At 64.3% G+C, this 15,684-nt stretch carries 12 protein-coding genes; all 12 read left to right on the forward strand.

What is annotated here, in order from left to right:
• The first annotated feature begins 145 nt into the window (after positions 1-145).
• The 12 genes from ISS97_RS01545 (at position 146) to ISS97_RS01600 (ending at position 15,681) form a co-directional block, all read left to right on the forward strand.
• A complete protein-coding gene (locus tag ISS97_RS01545; RefSeq protein ID WP_379987530.1) occupies positions 146-1,861 on the forward strand; it encodes a DEAD/DEAH box helicase in 1,716 nt (571 codons plus the stop codon).
• 103 nt (positions 1,862-1,964) lie between these two features.
• Positions 1,965-2,642, forward strand: coding sequence for a cell division ATP-binding protein FtsE (gene ftsE / locus ISS97_RS01550; RefSeq protein ID WP_379987532.1), 678 nt, complete (start codon positions 1,965-1,967; stop codon positions 2,640-2,642).
• Positions 2,643-2,668: 26 nt separating this feature from the next.
• Positions 2,669-3,628: a permease-like cell division protein FtsX gene (gene ftsX, locus ISS97_RS01555; RefSeq protein ID WP_379987692.1), complete on the forward strand. Its 960-nt coding sequence runs from the start codon at positions 2,669-2,671 to the stop codon at positions 3,626-3,628.
• Positions 3,629-3,765: 137 nt separating this feature from the next.
• Entirely contained in the window at positions 3,766-4,623 is an 858-nt protein-coding gene (locus ISS97_RS01560; protein WP_379987533.1) for a response regulator, read from the forward strand.
• A complete protein-coding gene (gene ung, locus ISS97_RS01565) occupies positions 4,620-5,342 on the forward strand; it encodes a uracil-DNA glycosylase (protein ID WP_379987535.1) in 723 nt (240 codons plus the stop codon). The genes ISS97_RS01560 and ung overlap by 4 nt, the downstream gene beginning before the upstream one ends.
• A 128-nt stretch (positions 5,343-5,470) precedes the next feature.
• A complete protein-coding gene (locus ISS97_RS01570; protein WP_379987537.1) occupies positions 5,471-6,427 on the forward strand; it encodes a hypothetical protein in 957 nt (318 codons plus the stop codon).
• A 157-nt stretch (positions 6,428-6,584) separates the two neighbouring features.
• The gene (rpoH, locus tag ISS97_RS01575; protein WP_379987539.1) at positions 6,585-7,442 is read left to right on the forward strand and encodes an RNA polymerase sigma factor RpoH; all 858 of its coding nucleotides are present in this window, start codon (positions 6,585-6,587) and stop codon (positions 7,440-7,442) included.
• A gap of 81 nt (positions 7,443-7,523) precedes the next feature.
• The gene (locus tag ISS97_RS01580; RefSeq protein ID WP_379987541.1) at positions 7,524-8,225 is read left to right on the forward strand and encodes a response regulator transcription factor; all 702 of its coding nucleotides are present in this window, start codon (positions 7,524-7,526) and stop codon (positions 8,223-8,225) included.
• Positions 8,222-9,643, forward strand: a complete 1,422-nt coding sequence (locus ISS97_RS01585; protein WP_379987542.1) for a sensor histidine kinase — start codon at positions 8,222-8,224, stop codon at positions 9,641-9,643. Before ISS97_RS01580 ends, ISS97_RS01585 begins: the two co-directional genes overlap by 4 nt.
• A gap of 177 nt (positions 9,644-9,820) precedes the next feature.
• Entirely contained in the window at positions 9,821-13,027 is a 3,207-nt protein-coding gene (locus tag ISS97_RS01590; RefSeq protein ID WP_379987544.1) for an efflux RND transporter permease subunit, read from the forward strand.
• Positions 13,017-14,219, forward strand: coding sequence for an efflux RND transporter periplasmic adaptor subunit (locus ISS97_RS01595; RefSeq protein ID WP_379987545.1), 1,203 nt, complete (start codon positions 13,017-13,019; stop codon positions 14,217-14,219). Before ISS97_RS01590 ends, ISS97_RS01595 begins: the two co-directional genes overlap by 11 nt.
• Entirely contained in the window at positions 14,203-15,681 is a 1,479-nt protein-coding gene (locus ISS97_RS01600; RefSeq protein ID WP_379987547.1) for an efflux transporter outer membrane subunit, read from the forward strand. The genes ISS97_RS01595 and ISS97_RS01600 overlap by 17 nt, the downstream gene beginning before the upstream one ends.
• The last annotated feature ends 3 nt before the right edge of the window (positions 15,682-15,684 follow it).

Consider the following 15,684-nt stretch of genomic DNA (forward strand, 5'->3'; position numbering starts at 1 on the left):
CCGCGATCCACCGCGGCCTTTGCCGCGCTGCCCGGCCATCCTCGCTTTTGGCCCGCGCCGTCTCATCCACCCGTCCCGGGCTGCCGACCGCCGTGGGGCCGGGCGCACCACTGTCGTGGCCGCCCTACCGCTGACTACTCATCTAATGTCCCAAACCGTACTCACCGACACCTTCTTTACAAATTTTGAACTTCACCCCCTGCTGCAACAGGGCCTGGACGAGAGCGGTTTCACCCGCTGCACGCCCATCCAGGCACTGACCCTGCCGATGGCGCTGACCGGCCGTGACGTGGCCGGCCAGGCCCAGACCGGCACCGGCAAGACCTGCGCCTTCCTGGTCGCGATGATGAATCGCCTGCTGACCCGCCCGGCCGTGGCCGAGCGCAAGGACAGCGACCCGCGTGCCCTGGTGATCGCGCCGACCCGCGAGCTGGCCATCCAGATCGACAAGGACGCGCGCAACATCGGCCGCCACACCGGCCTGAAGACCGCGCTGATCTACGGCGGCGTCGACTACGACAAGCAGCGCCAGCAGTTGCACGATGGCTGCGACATCATCATCGCCACCCCCGGCCGCCTGCTCGACTACTACAAGCAGAACGTGTTCGGTTTCAATGGCGTCGAAGTGATGGTGATCGACGAGGCCGACCGCATGTTCGACCTCGGTTTCATCAAGGATGTGCGCTTCATCTTCCGCCGCCTGCCGGCGCGCGAGCAGCGCCAGGTGCTGCTGTTCTCCGCCACGTTGAGCCATCGCGTGCTGGAGCTGGCCTACGAGCACATGCACAACGCCGAGAAGCTGGTGGTGGAGACTGAGAACGTCACCGCCGACCGCGTGCGCCAGCAGGTCTACTTCCCCTCCAAGGAGGAGAAGATGCCGTTGCTGCTCAACCTGCTGGAGCGCACCAAGCCCAGCCGCAGCATTGTCTTCGTCAACACTAAGGCCGCCGCCGAGCGCATCACCGACCGCGTGAAGCGCCAGGGTTACCGGGTGGGCGCGTTGTCCGGTGACGTGCCGCAGCTGAAGCGCCAGAAGTTGCTGCAGCGCTTCCAGGACGGCCAGCTCGACATGCTGGTGTGCACTGACGTCGCCGCGCGCGGCCTGCACATTCCTGCGGTCAGCCACGTCTTCAACTACGACCTGCCGCAGGACGCCGAGGATTACGTGCACCGTATCGGCCGTACCGCGCGCCTGGGTGCCGAAGGCGACGCGATCAGCTTCGCCTGCGACTTGTACGCCATGTCGTTGCCGGATATCGAGACTTACATCGGCCAGCGCATCCCGGTGGCCACCATCGATCCCGAACTGCTGGTGATGCCGAAGCCGCGCGAGATCGATCCGCAATACGCTGCCGAAGCGGCCGCCGACAGCGCAGCCTTTGGCGACAAGGTCGAGAGCCGCGAAAAGAAGGAAGGTGGTTCGCGCGGTCGCCCGCGTAGCCGTGGCGGGCGCGACGGCGAGCGTCAGCCTCGCGACGGCCAGCCGCGCAAGCCGCGTGCGGAGCAGCCGGCCAAGGTTGCGACTACCGACGAATCGGCCCAGCCTGCAGCACCCGCGGTGGGCCAGGAAGCGGTCACGGCCGAAGGCGAACACAAGCGCCGTCGCCGCCGTGGCGGCCGCGGCCGTCGCCGCGAAGGCGCGCCGGGCCATAACGAGAATGGCGTCAATGTCACCGCGTTGAACGATAACGGTCACGGTGCACGTGGCGAGCGTCGCCCGTCGCGCGAGCGCAGTGGCGCCGATACCAACGGCTCCCGTCCGTCACGCCAGGTTGCCCTGACCGCCGGCCACAACACGGAAGCGGCACCGAAGAAGCAGGGCTTCTTCCGTCGCCTGGCGCGGCTGTTCACCGGCCGCTGAACCGGACTCCGCCGCGCGTAGAAAACGCGCGGCGGGGGCTCACCTTGGCGGCGCCATCCCTTATCCTTGCCGCCAGTGCGGCATCAGGGATCGAGGAAACGCGGTGATCCGCTTCGACCAAGTCAGCAAACGCTACGAAGGCGGCCACGAGGCCCTGTCGCAGCTATCTTTCCATGTCGCTCCCGGCGAAATGGCTTTCGTGACCGGACACTCGGGCGCGGGCAAGAGCACGCTGTTGAAGCTGCTCGGCCTGATCGAGCGGCCGTCGCATGGCGTGATTACCCTGGATGGGCAGAACCTGTCCAAGATCGGGCGCGGCGGTATACCCAAGCTGCGGCGGCGCATCGGCATGGTGTTCCAGGACCATCGTTTGCTGATGGACCGCACCGTATTCGCCAATGTCGAGCTGCCGCTGGTGATCGGCGGCATCGCTCCGGTCGAGCGCGGCCGTCGTGTGCGCGCAGCGCTGGAAAAGGTGGGGCTGCTCTCTTATGAGCGGCAACTGCCCGTCACGCTGTCGACCGGTGAGCAGCAGCGCGTGGGTATCGCCCGCGCCATCGTCGCCAAGCCGACCTTGCTAATCGCCGACGAACCTACCGGCAACCTCGATCCGCAGTTGGCGGTAGAGATCATGGCGCTGTTCGCCGAGTTCCAGCAGGTTGGCACCACGGTGTTGATCGCCAGTCATGATCTGCCGCTGATCAAGCGCATCAAGAAGCGTGTGGTGGTGCTGGATCACGGCCGCCTGGTCGCCGACGTCGCCGCGCAGGAGGTGCTGTGACCACGCAACCGGAATTTCCTAACGAGATGCCGATTGTGCCCGAGGCTGCGCCACGGGTAGAGCGTAGCCGCGCACGGCCGGTAGCGAGCTGGCGCGAGCATCATGGCTGGAGCGCGGCGGCCAGTTTGCGTCGCCTGATGTCCCGTCCCGTCGGCACTTTGCTGACCGTGGCCGTGATGGCGCTGGCGCTGGCGCTGCCGCTGACGTTTTATCTGTTGCTCGGCAATGTGCAGAAGCTGGGCGATGTGCTGGGGCAGAACCAGACGGTGTCAGTGTTCCTGCAACCCAGCCAGAGCGGTCCGGCGGTGGAGCTGCTGGCGACCAAATTGCGCGAGCGTGCGGACATCGCGACGGTGACCGTGAAAACTCCGCAGCAGGGCATGGATGAGCTGGCCAAGATGCAAGGCTTCTCTGGCGCGCTGCATACCCTGGATAACAATCCGCTGCCTTATGCCATCGAAGTGCTGCCGAAGCAGGGCCTTGATGCCGACGCGGTGGGGCGCCTGGTCAGCGAGCTGCGCGAAACGCAGGGCGTGGATCTCGTGCAGGACAGCGGCACCTGGCGCCAGCGCCTGGATGCGTTGCTTGGCGTAGGCAACCGCGCCGTGCTGGTACTTGCCGTACTGCTGGCGCTGGCGGTGTTGCTGGTGGTGGGGAATACCGTGCGCGTGGATATCGCCAGCCGTAGCGAAGAAATCGGTGTACTGATGCTGGTCGGTGCGAGCCGCGCATTCGTGCGGCGGCCCTATCTTTATGCGGGCATCTGGTACGGCTTGTTCAGCGGTGTGCTTGCCGCAGGCGTGGCGGTGCTGGTTGAAATGGCGCTGGCCGAGCCGGTGACACGGCTTAGTCATGTGTATGACGGCAAGCTACAGGTAGGAGCGTTGCCGCTGTGGGTGCTGGGCGCCGTGCCGCCGGTAGCGGCCTTGCTGGGTTGGCTGGGCGCGCGCCTGGTCAGTGCCTGGCAGTTGCGCAAGGCGGCCTGAGCGGAGCCAGACCGGCAGAGGTGACGCCGGTCGCAGGCGCCGTGCCGACATCGGTGCAAGATGCCTGGAATGCGTGGCGCAGGGGGCGTCCGTCGAATCGTTGGCATGGATGCCATGAGACGCGTGGATGGGTGGGAATGAGTGCAGGTTTCAGCAACCGTATCGTCAGCGCCGCGCCGCGCGTGCTGGTGGTGGACGGTTCCAAGGTAGTGCGACAACTGATTAGCCGCGTGCTGCAGGCCGAGTTGCCTGCGGCCGAGGTGGTCGGTTGCGCGTCGGGCGCCGAAGCGCAGCAGCTGCTGGAAGGTGGCCTGCTCGAGAGCGGCATATTCGACTTCATTACGATCGCGCTGCGGCTGCCCGACATGGATGGCTTGGAGCTGGCGCGCTACGTGCGCGAATCGGCGCCGCAGATCTATGTGCCGATTGTGGTGGTGTCCGGCGATGTCGATGACCGCCTGCACCGACGTGCGCTAGGCGAACACGTGACTGATTACTTCGATAAGTCGCTGGGTTTCCAGGCGCTGGCCGAATTCATCCGCGGCTACGTGAAGCCGGAAAGCAGTGCCGAGGGCGAGGTGCTGTACGTGGAAGACAGTCGCGTGGTGGCGTTGGCGACGCGCCGCATGCTGGAAAAATATGGCCTCACCGTGCGCCATGTGATTAGCGCCGAAGATGCGCTGGCCTGGCTGGAGACGGCGCGGGCAAAGGATCAGGTGGGCGCCGACATCGTGCTCACCGACGTCAGCCTGAAGGGCGAACTCACCGGCGGCGATTTGCTTGAGCGCATCCGGCGCGAATACGGTTACAGCAAGGGGCGCCTGCCCGTGCTGGTGATGACCGGCGATGAGAACCCCGCCAACCAGGCGGCATTGCTCAGGGCTGGCGCCAACGACCTGGTCGAGAAGCCGATCGAGGAGACGCTGTTGATCACCAAACTTCTGTTCCAGTTGCGTGTTGCGCGGCACCTGCGGCTGCGCGACGAAGCGGCATGAACGAGAGTCGCATCAAGCTGGAGCCCTCCTGGAAGGAGCGCCTCGGCGGTTATCTCGAACGACCGGAGATGCAGGCGTTGTCGCAATTTCTGCGCGCGGAGAAGCAGGCCGGCAAAGTGATTTACCCGCCAGGGCCGGAGATGTTCGCTGCTTTCGATCACACGCCATTTGACGCGGTGCGTGTCGTCATTCTCGGCCAGGATCCCTATCACGGCCCGGGGCAGGCGCATGGCCTGTGCTTCTCGGTGCGGCCGGGTGTACAGCCGCCGCCCTCGTTGCAGAACATCTTCAAGGAAATCCAGCGCGACCTTGGCATTGCACCGCCTGATCACGGCTGCCTTACGCCGTGGGCGGATCGTGGCGTGCTTTTGCTCAATAGCGTGTTGACGGTGGAGCGGGGATTGGCAGCTTCTCACCAGGGCAAGGGGTGGGAGGGGTTCACCGATGCGGCCATCGATGCCCTCAACCGGGAGCGCGAAGGCCTGGTGTTCATGCTGTGGGGCTCGTATGCCCAGCGCAAAGGGCAGCTGATCGATGCCCGGCGGCATCACATTCTCAAGTCGGTGCACCCGTCGCCACTTTCCGCGCACCGTGGCTTCATCGGTTGCGGCCACTTTTCTGCCGCCAACGGTTATCTGGAAGCCCAGGGCCAGGCGCCCATGGACTGGTCGCTGCCGCGACGCGCCGAGCTGATGCCGGCGACGACTTCTGCAGAATGAATGCATGGGTCATCCGTGGGCGCGCCATCCCCGCGCCTTGATGGCTAGGCAAATCAGCCGGCAAGTACAATCAATGGTTGCCACGTCGCACGCGTGGACCCACGGACAGATCGAGAGATGCAGCGAGTATGAGCGGAACAGAGCCAGTGGCCGGCAATACGGAAAGCGCCTCCAAAGTGACGGAACGGCCGAAAGTCGTCGTATGCATGACGACCCACGAGCGTGCGGATTGCGCCCGGATCAACATGGAAATCGTCAAGCTCAACTACCCGGAGCCGTGGCCGATCGTGCATGCCTGCTCGGGTTCCTCGTATGAGAAGTACATGGAAGACGAGCTAGTGTGGTGCCAGCCGCTGACCATCATCGATGGCGCTTTGAATCTGGTGAGGAAGTCCTTTCGCGCCGCGGCCGATAAGTACAACCCGGACTACATCATCCACCTCGATGCGGATACCTGGGTTTTCGATCAGGGTCTGTTGCAGCGCTATATCGACCTGCTTGCCCGTGACGACAAGGCGATCATCGCGGCGTCGTCGTGGAGCACCGACCAGCGTCCGAAATGGCGGCAGTCGAAAAATCCGCTGGTTCGACTCAAGGGGCACCTCGCCAAGCTTCTGAATGCGGTCGGGATCGATTTCGGCATCAAGCGCAAAGACACGCTGTCCACACAGTTCTTCATCGCGAAGAACGATCCGCGCTTCCTGGAGTTGCTGGAGACGTTGGTGCCGGTTGAGGGGCATACGCTCGAGACGGACTTCTATGCCGCCGTGGTCAAGACCTTCGGCCCCAAAGCCATCATCGGCATGGTCGAGCGGGAGCCGGTCCATCCGGAGAACCGGCATTGGTGCCCCCAGATGACCCTGCATTGCCAGCATTGGCCAGAGCAGCTGCCGCGGCCGGAGGGTATGGCGGCCGGTGTCGTGGCGGATGGCAAATATGCTGATGGCATCTCAGGCCAATACGATATTCCCGGCAAGAAAGACGTCCTGAAAGCCAGGAGTTTCAGTCACTTGGGGCCGGCCATGCGCCGCCTGCTCGAGTCGACCGACCTGAGCTATTACAACGCCAAGGCCAAGCGCTATTGATTGCCGGGCCATAGGCCCAAGGTGGGTATGGGTGGCGATGGACGAACCTATCTGATTCATGTACTATTCGGTTCACTAAAGCGGCTGGAACTCTTGGCCGCTTTAGCACTCTCATCCCCAGAGTGCTAAGCTGACCCCATATCAGGAGGTTCCACACATGTCTCAAGCCTTGGTGACCGCCAACCTGCCGGTTCCTAGTGTCGTTGGCAGTCTGGATGCCTATATCTCGGCGGTACACCGGATTCCGGTGCTCAGCCAGGATGAGGAGCAGGCGCTGTCGCGCCGCTACAACGAAGAAGAAGACTTGGCCGCCGCCAGGAAGCTGGTGATGTCGCACCTGCGTTTCGTGGTGCACGTGGCCCGCGGCTACAGCGGCTACGGCCTGCAGATCGCCGACCTTATCCAGGAAGGCAACATCGGCCTGATGAAGGCCGTGAAGCGTTTCGACCCCGACCAGGGCGTACGCCTGGTGAGTTTCGCCGTGCACTGGATCCGTGCCGAAATGCACGAGTTCATCCTGCGCAACTGGCGCATCGTCAAGGTCGCCACGACCAAGGCGCAGCGCAAGCTGTTCTTCAACCTGCGCAAGAGCAAGAAGCGCCTGGGCTGGATGAACGCCGAAGAAGTGCGCATGGTGGCGAAGGATCTGGGCGTGCCGGAAGCGACGGTGCGCGAGATGGAGTCGCGCCTGTCCGGTCGTGACATCGGCTTCGAAGCGCCGGCGGATGCCGACGACGACGCCAAGCCGGCACCGGAAGCGTTCCTGATCGACGAAGGCGCGGACCCGTACGAAAACGTGTCCGATGCCGACCAGGCCGATAATCAGCTCGAAACGCTATCCGCCGCGCTGCAGAAGCTGGATGAGCGCTCGCGCGACATCATTCAGCGCCGCTGGCTGAACGAGGAAAAGGCGACGCTGCAGGATCTCGCCGACGAGTACGGCGTCTCCGCCGAGCGCATCCGCCAGGTCGAGGCGAATGCGATGAAGAAAATGCGCGGCCTGTTCGCCGCCTGATCGCCAGCGCAGGCGTTACCATGCCGACGGCCCCGCTGCGGGGCCGTTGGTTTTTCCGCTTCCCACATTCGTAATTTCGCCATGCCCAGAGTGCTGGTCATCGAAGACGACGAAGTCACGGCCCGCGAGATCGTGGCCGAACTGAGCGTGCACGGCATGACGGCCGAATGGGTGGCCGACGGCAAGGAAGGTCTTTCGCGCGCGACCGCGCAAGGCTATGACCTGATCACACTCGACCGCATGCTTCCCGGCATGGACGGTATCGAAGTGGTGGCCGGTCTGCGTCGCCAGCAGATCGACACACCGGTACTGATGATCAGCGCGCTCAGCGACGTCGATGACCGCGTGCGCGGCCTCCGTGCGGGTGGCGACGACTACCTCACCAAGCCATTCGCCCCGGACGAGATGGCTGCCCGTGCCGAAGTGCTACTGCGCCGCCGGCAGCCGCAGCAGAACGACACGCGCCTGCGCGTCGGCGATCTGGAACTGGATCTGGTGCGCCACGTCGCCTACCGCAAAGACCAGCCATTGACCTTGCAGCCCACCGAATATCGGTTGCTGGAATGCCTGATGCGCAACTCCGGCCAGGTGCTGACCCGCAGCATGATTTTCGAAGCCGTGTGGGGTTTCCACTTCGATCCCGGCACCAACGTGATCGACGTGCATATCGGCCGGCTTCGGCGCAAGATCGACGGCGCCGGCCAGTCGCCATTGATCCGCACCGTGCGCGGCACCGGCTATATGATCACTTCGGCCCCCCAGAACGCATCGGCCCAGCCATGAACGCCCGTCCCAATGCCTGGCGCTCCGCCACCTCCCGATTGATCCTGATCTACGGTTTGCTGTTCGCCGCGTGGGGGTTGGTGCTGGTTGGCGTGATCCAATGGGAAAGCGCGCGCTATCTCAATACGGTCGTCGACCAGATGCTCGAGCAGCGCATGCACTATCTGGTTGCCACTGACGCGCAACGTCTGCCGGCGACGGTGGATGCTGCGAGCACCATCGACCCGCACGGCATCATGTCGGTGGGTCTGTTCGACGCCAGCGGCCACGCGATCGCCGGCAACGTCGCCCGCATCCCCGCAGAGCTTGCCGTCGACGGCAAGGTGCGTCTGCTGACGCGAGGCATGCCGCGCCCCGATCGCGATGCGACGCGTGTGCGCGCACGCGCGCTGGCGACGCATCTGCCTGATGGTCGCGTGTTGGTGATCGCCAAGGACACCAGCACCCTCGACGGACTCGGCACCATCGTATGGCGCGCGCTGCTATGGGCCCTGTCGCTGACGATCATTCCGGGACTGCTTGGCGGCTTCCTGCTGCGGCGCGGACCGGAAAGGCGTATTCGCGAACTGCAAAAGGCTACCGAGCCCATTCGCCAGGGCGATCTCTCCAAGCGTCTGCCCGTGAACGGGCGCGGTGATGAACTGGACGTGCTCGCCGGCATCGTCAACACCATGCTGGGCGAGATCGAGCGCCTGATGAATGAAGTCAAAGGCGTGTGCGACAACATTGCACACGACTTGCGCACGCCGCTGACGCGCCTGCGCGCGCGGTTGTATCGCGCGCAGCAGCAATTGTCGGGGCAGCCCGAAGCAGCCCTGGTGGAAGCGAGCATCGTCGATATCGATGCGGTGCTGGGGCGCTTCCGCGCTCTGCTGCGTGTTTCCGAACTGGAAGATAGCCATCGCAATGCCTGCTTCGCCGAAGTGGATCTTGGTCAGGTGTTGCAGCAAGTACATGAGTTCTACGCACCCGTGGCGGAAGATCGCGGCCAGCCGTTCGCGCTGGAAGTCGAGCCGATGACCGCCGTGCGTGGCGATGCGCATCTGCTGTTCGAAGCGCTGGCGAACCTTGTGGGCAATGCCATCAAGTTCACCCCGAACGGTGGCCAGGTGCGCCTGCGTGCGCGCATGGACAGCCGCGGGCCGCGTGTGGACATTCTCGACAGCGGTCCCGGTATTCCCTCGAACGAGCGCGACGCCGTGACGCGACGGTTCTATCGCGGCGACAACAGCCGTACGACACCGGGTTCGGGGCTCGGCCTGAGCATCGTCAGCGCCATCGTGCGCCTGCACGGCTATGCCCTGGATATCGGCGATGCGCCGGGTGGTGCGCGGATCACGTTGTATTGCTACCCGGTAGCGCCGGGCGAAGTGCCGGGCACCTGTCTTTCGCGCTCGGTCACCGCGCAGGTCGTCTGAGATAGCTGCCGAGGGGTGTCGAAAGTCATGACACCCTCATAAAGCCAAGCCCTGCACGGAGTCGGCCGGGCAGGGCGCATCCAATATGAAAATATCTTCATCCGTCTAGCCGGCCGTTCCACCAGGCCCCATGCGAAAATTTGTGGCGACGCATCATTCGCGCACGGAATCCCCCGCATGCTTGGCATCGTCCGGATCGCGCTTTCGCGGCCCTACACCTTTGTCGTTCTCGCGTTGTTGATCCTGATCATCGGTCCTCTAGCCGCGGTCAGGACGCCGACGGATATCTTTCCGGACATCAAGATTCCGGTGATCAGCGTGGTGTGGCAGTACACCGGCCTGCCGCCCGACCAGATGGCGGGCCGTATCGCTTCACCGTTCGAGCGCGTGCTCACCACCACGGTGAATGACGTAGAGCACATCGAGGCGCAGTCGATCGCCGGCTTCGGCGTGATCAAGATCTTCTTCCAGCCCACGGTCGATATCCGCACCGCGAACGCTCAGGTGACTGCGGTTGCGCAGACCCTGCTGCGGCAGCTGCCGCCGGGCATCACGCCACCGCTGATCCTCAACTACAACGCATCCACCGTCCCCATCATCCAGCTCGCGTTGTCCGGCAAGGGTCTTAGCGAGCAGAACCTGGGCGACCTCGGCATCAATGCGGTGCGTCCGGTACTGACCTCGGTGGCGGGTGCGTCGATTCCGTATCCGTTCGGCGGCAAGACGCGCCAGGTGCAGATCGATATCGATTCGGCCGCCTTGCAGGCACGCGGGTTGTCGGCGCAGGACGTAGCCAATGCGCTGGCCGCGCAGAACCTGATCGTGCCCGTGGGTACACAGAAGATCGGCTCCTACGAATACACCCTGCAGCTCAATAACGCGCCGTCGGACATCAACGCGCTGGGCGACCTGCCGGTAAAAACGGTTAATGGCACCACGGTCTACATCCGCGACGTGGCTCATGTACGCGATGGCAATCCGCCGCAGACCAATGTCGTGCATGTGGACGGCGGCCGTTCCGTGCTGATGACGGTGCTAAAGAACGGCTCGGCCTCGACGCTGGCGATCATCGAAGGCGTAAAGCAGAAGCTCGCCGCGGCGAAGGACACGTTCCCCGACACGCTGGAAATTGCACCCATCGGGGATCAGTCGTTGTTCGTGCGCGCGGCGATCAGCGGTGTGGCGAAGGAGGGCATCATCGCGGCGGCGCTGACCAGCCTGATGATCCTGCTGTTCCTCGGTAGCTGGCGCTCCACCGTCATCATCGCCACGTCGATCCCGTTGGCGATCCTGGGATCCATCGCTGCGCTGTCGGCGGTGGGTGAAACCATGAACATCATGACCCTGGGCGGCCTGGCGCTGGCGGTGGGCATCCTGGTGGACGACGCCACCGTGACCATCGAGAACATCAACTGGCACCTGGAGCACGGCAAGGATGTGGAAACGGCGATCATGGACGGCGCCCGCCAGATCGTGACACCGGCCTTCGTGTCACTGCTATGTATCTGTATCGTGTTTGTGCCGATGTTCTTCCTGCAGGGCGTGGCGCGCTTCCTCTTCGTGCCGATGGCCGAAGCGGTGATGTTCGCCATGATCTGCTCGTTCATCCTGTCGCGCACGCTGGTGCCGACGATGGCCATGTACCTGCTGAAGCCGCACGCGCCGCACACCGACGAGCATGGCACCGACCAAGCGCTGCCGCCGTCGCGTAATCCGCTGGTGCGTTTCCAACGTGGTTTCGAGGCGCGTTTCGAGCGGGTGCGTTCGGTGTATCACGACTTGTTGGCGATGGCGCTCGAACACCGTCGAGTGTTCGTGGTGGGTTTCCTGAGCTTCATTGTCTTGTCGTTCGCGCTGGTGCCGTTCCTTGGGCGCAACTTCTTCCCGTCGGTGGATGCCGGCCAGATCCTGTTGCACGTGCGCGCACCGGTCGGCACGCGCGTTGAGGAAAGCGCGACATTGTTCGCCAATGTGCAGGCATCGATCCGGCGCATCATCCCATCGGATGAGCTGGGTACGGTGGTGGACAACATCGGCCAGTCCATCAGCGGCATCAACACGGCCTACAACAACACGGGCACCACGGGTTCGTGGGACGGCGATATCCAGCTCTCGCTGAAGGAAGGCCATCGCCCCACGGCAGACTATGTGCGCGAGATGCGCGAGCGGCTGCCGCGCGAATTCCCCGGTGTGACCTTCTCGTTCCCGCCGGCGGATATCATCAGCCAGATCCTGAACTTCGGTTCACCCGCGCCGATCGACTTGCAGATCCGCGGCAACAACCTGCCGAAGAACTTCGCCTTCGCCAACCAGTTGTTGCGCGAGATCCGGCGCGTGCCAGGTGTGGCCGATGCGCGCATCCAGCAGTCGCAATCGAACCCGACCTTCGCCATCGATGTGGATCGCACGCGGGCGCAACTGCTCGGCGTCACCGAGCGCGACGTCACCAACAGCCTGGTAGTGAACCTGGCCGGCTCCAGCCAGGTGGCGCCGACGTTCTGGTTGAACCCGGTGAACCAGATTTCCTACCCCATTGTGATGCAGACGCCGCAGTACAAACTCGATTCGCTATCCGCGCTGGAGAATTTGCCAGTGACGTCGAGCGGCGGCGGTCAGTCGCAGATCCTTGGCGGCCTCTCCACCATGACGCGCGGCGCCAGCAATGCGGTAGTGAGCCAGTACAACATCCAGCCGATGGTGGAGATTTTCGCCACCACGCAAGGGCGCGATCTTGGCGCGGTAGCTGCCGACATCCAGAAGATCGTCGACGCACACGCCAAGGATCTGCCGAAGGGTTCGTCTACCGCACTGCTGGGCCAGGTGCAGACCATGAACAGTGCCTTCTCCGGCCTGATCTTCGGGCTGCTTGGCGCAGCGGTGTTGATCTACCTGCTGATCGTGGTGAACTTCCAGTCGTGGAGTGATCCGTTCGTGATCATTACCGCGCTGCCCGCCGCGCTGGCCGGCATCGTGTGGATGCTGTTCGCCACCCACACCACGCTGTCGGTGCCCGCGCTTACCGGCGCCATCATGTGTATGGGTGTGGCCACGGCCAACTCGATTCTGGTGGTGAGCTTCTGCCGCGAGCGTCTGGCCGAGCATGGCGACGCGCATCAGGCGGCGCTGGAGGCTGGCTTCGTGCGTTTCCGTCCGGTGCTGATGACGGCGCTGGCGATGATCATCGGCATGGCACCGATGGCATTGGGTCTGGGCGAAGGCGGTGAGCAGAACGCGCCGCTCGGCCGCGCCGTGATCGGCGGTCTGATCTTCGCTACCGTCGCCACTTTGTTCTTCGTACCCGTGGTGTTCCGCATCATTCACGCGCGGCATGGCCGCGCATCTGCCCCGGCACTTGCTTCCGGAGAGCCCGCCCATGTCGCCTGATACCCACAAGCCCACCCCCATCTCCCCGCGTCGCCTGAAGCGCGCCGGGTGGGTCGCCGTCATCGTCATCGTTGTGGTGGTGGTGAGCGGCGTCGCCACTCGCGCCAACGACGCGCGCAAGCTCAAGAGCTGGACCGAGGCGCAAGCCGTGCCCACGGTCAGCGTGGTGGCGGCGGAGCGCAGCGATAAAGGTTCCTCGCTGGATTTGCCCGGCCGTCTGGAAGCCTATTCGCGCGCACCGATCTACGCGCGCGTCAGTGGCTACCTGAAATCCTGGAAGGTCGATATCGGTGCGCCGGTGAAGGCCGGCCAGCTATTGGCGGAAATCGAAACGCCCGATCTCGACCAGCAACTGCTGCAGGCCAAGGCTGACCTCGCCAGCGCTGAAGCGAACTCCGCGCTGGCCGCGACGACGGCAAAGCGCTGGCAGGCGATGCTCGGTTCCGACTCAGTGTCGCGCCAGGAAGTGGATGAGAAGAGTGGCGACTACACCGCCAAGCAGGCGCTCGCCAAAGCGGCCAAGGCCAACCTGGACCGCATCGAGGCGATGAAGGGTTTTGCCCGCATCGTGGCGCCGTTCGATGGTGTGGTGACCGCGCGCGAAACCGACGTGGGCGCGTTGATCAATGCCGGCAGCGGCAGTGGCCCGGAGCTGTTCGTGGTCTCCGACATGCGCAAGCTGCGCGTCTACGTGCGCGTGCCGCAGAACTACGCGCCATCGATCAAGCCCGGTGCCATTGCTCAGCTTACCGTGCCGGAATATCCGGGCCGTACCTTCCAGGCCCGTGTCGAGGCGTCGGCCGGCGCCGTCAATGCGGAGTCCGGTACCACGCTGATCCAGCTCGCGGTGGACAACGCCGACGGCAAGCTGATGCCCGGTGGCTTTGCCGGCGTGAAGCTGGATCGTCCCGCCGATGTCGCCGCGCTGCGCGTGCCGGCCAGTGCGTTGATCTTCGACGATCAGGGGCTGCGCGTGGCGACGCTGGGCGCGGACGGCAAGGTGGCTTTCAAGAAAGTCACCATCCTGCGCGACTACGGCAAGTCGCTGGAAATCGGTTCCGGCCTCGCCGAAGGCGACCGCGTGATCGAAAGCCCGCCGGATGGCCTCGCCGAAGGCGACCATGTACAGACCGCCACCAACAACGCCGAGCTGGCCAAGTCCCAGGGTCGTACCAATGAAAAGAAGGCCTGAACTGGCGTTGCTGATGCTTGCCCTGGGCGGCTGCTCACTGGCGCCCGCGTACAAGGTGCCGGAAGTGCCGGTGGCGGAGCAGTATCAGGAACATGGCGCCGCACTCGGCAAAAGCTGGGTTGAAGCCCAGCCAGCCGATCACTTGCCGCGCGATGGCTGGTGGAAGCTGTACGGCGATACTCAGCTCGATCAGTTGCAGCAACGCCTGCTTGCCAACAACACCGACCTCGCCGCTGCGCTTGCGCACTATCAGCAGGCGCAGGCGTACAGCATGCAGGCGCGCGCAGGGTTGTTCCCGCAGATCGGTGCGAACGCCAACGTGCAGCGCGACCGGCAATCGGATACCCGACCGCTGCGCGGCGCGACCTCGCCGGCTTACTACGACAGCTACACGCTGGGTGCCGAACTCGACTATGAGCTCGACTTGTGGGGGCGCGTGCGCAATACCGTCGAAGCCGGCAAGGACGACGCGCTCGCCGCCGCCGCGGATCTGGCTTCCGCGCGCCTCAGCCTGCAGGCGCAGCTGGCCGACAATTACATCGTGCTACGCGGACTGGATCAGCAAATCCAATTGCTGAAAGACAGTGTGAGGGCCTACGAAAAAGCGCTGGAACTCACCAAGACACGACACGGCGGTGGCATTGCCTCGGGTCTGGACGTGGCGCGCGCGCAGACGCAGCTTTCCTCGGCCAAGTCGATGTGGTCGCAGACGCTGGCGCAACGCGCCATGGCAGAGCACGCAATCGCCGTGCTCGTGGGCGAATCCGCCTCGAAGTTCAGCCTGACACCCGAGACCAGGGCATTGCCGCTGCCGTCGGTACCGGTCAGCTTGCCGTCCACCCTGCTGCAGCGCCGCCCGGATGTGGCCGCCGCCGAGCGACGCACTGCCGCGGCGAATGCGCGTATCGGTGTGGCGCGCGCAGCGTATTTCCCTTCGTTGAGTCTGAGTGCGCTGGGCGGTTACCAAAGCGCCGAATCAGCGGGCCTCCTCACCGCGCCGAATCGCTTCTGGGCGATCGGGCCAACGGCGCTGCTCACAATCTTCGATGGCGGTCGGCGTAAAGCCGGTGTGGAAGCGGCGAAGGCTGCCACGGATGAAGCCGGTGCGCGTTACCGCGGCGTGGTGCTTGCGGCGTTCCAGCAAGTGGAAGACAACCTCGCCCAGCTCGATCATTACGGCACGGCGCGTTCGGACCAGAAGGATGCCGCCGAGGCCGCCGCGCATTCCCTGGATCTGGCCATGGACCGCTACAAGCAAGGTGCGGTCGGTTATCTCGATGTGGTGCAGGCGCAAACCGTGTCGCTCGATGCGCAGCGCAGTCTGCTCGATCTGGATACGCGGCAGCTTCGCGCGAGTGTGCAGTTGGTGCGCGCACTCGGTGGTGGCTGGTCGACGGATCAGCTGGCCGGTGCGAGCACCAGGTCTGCGACGCCGGCAACAGGATCGCAGGGCGCGCCATAGGCG

The organism is Dyella koreensis, assembly GCF_044904565.1.
GTDB lineage: Bacteria > Pseudomonadota > Gammaproteobacteria > Xanthomonadales > Rhodanobacteraceae > Dyella_D > Dyella_D koreensis.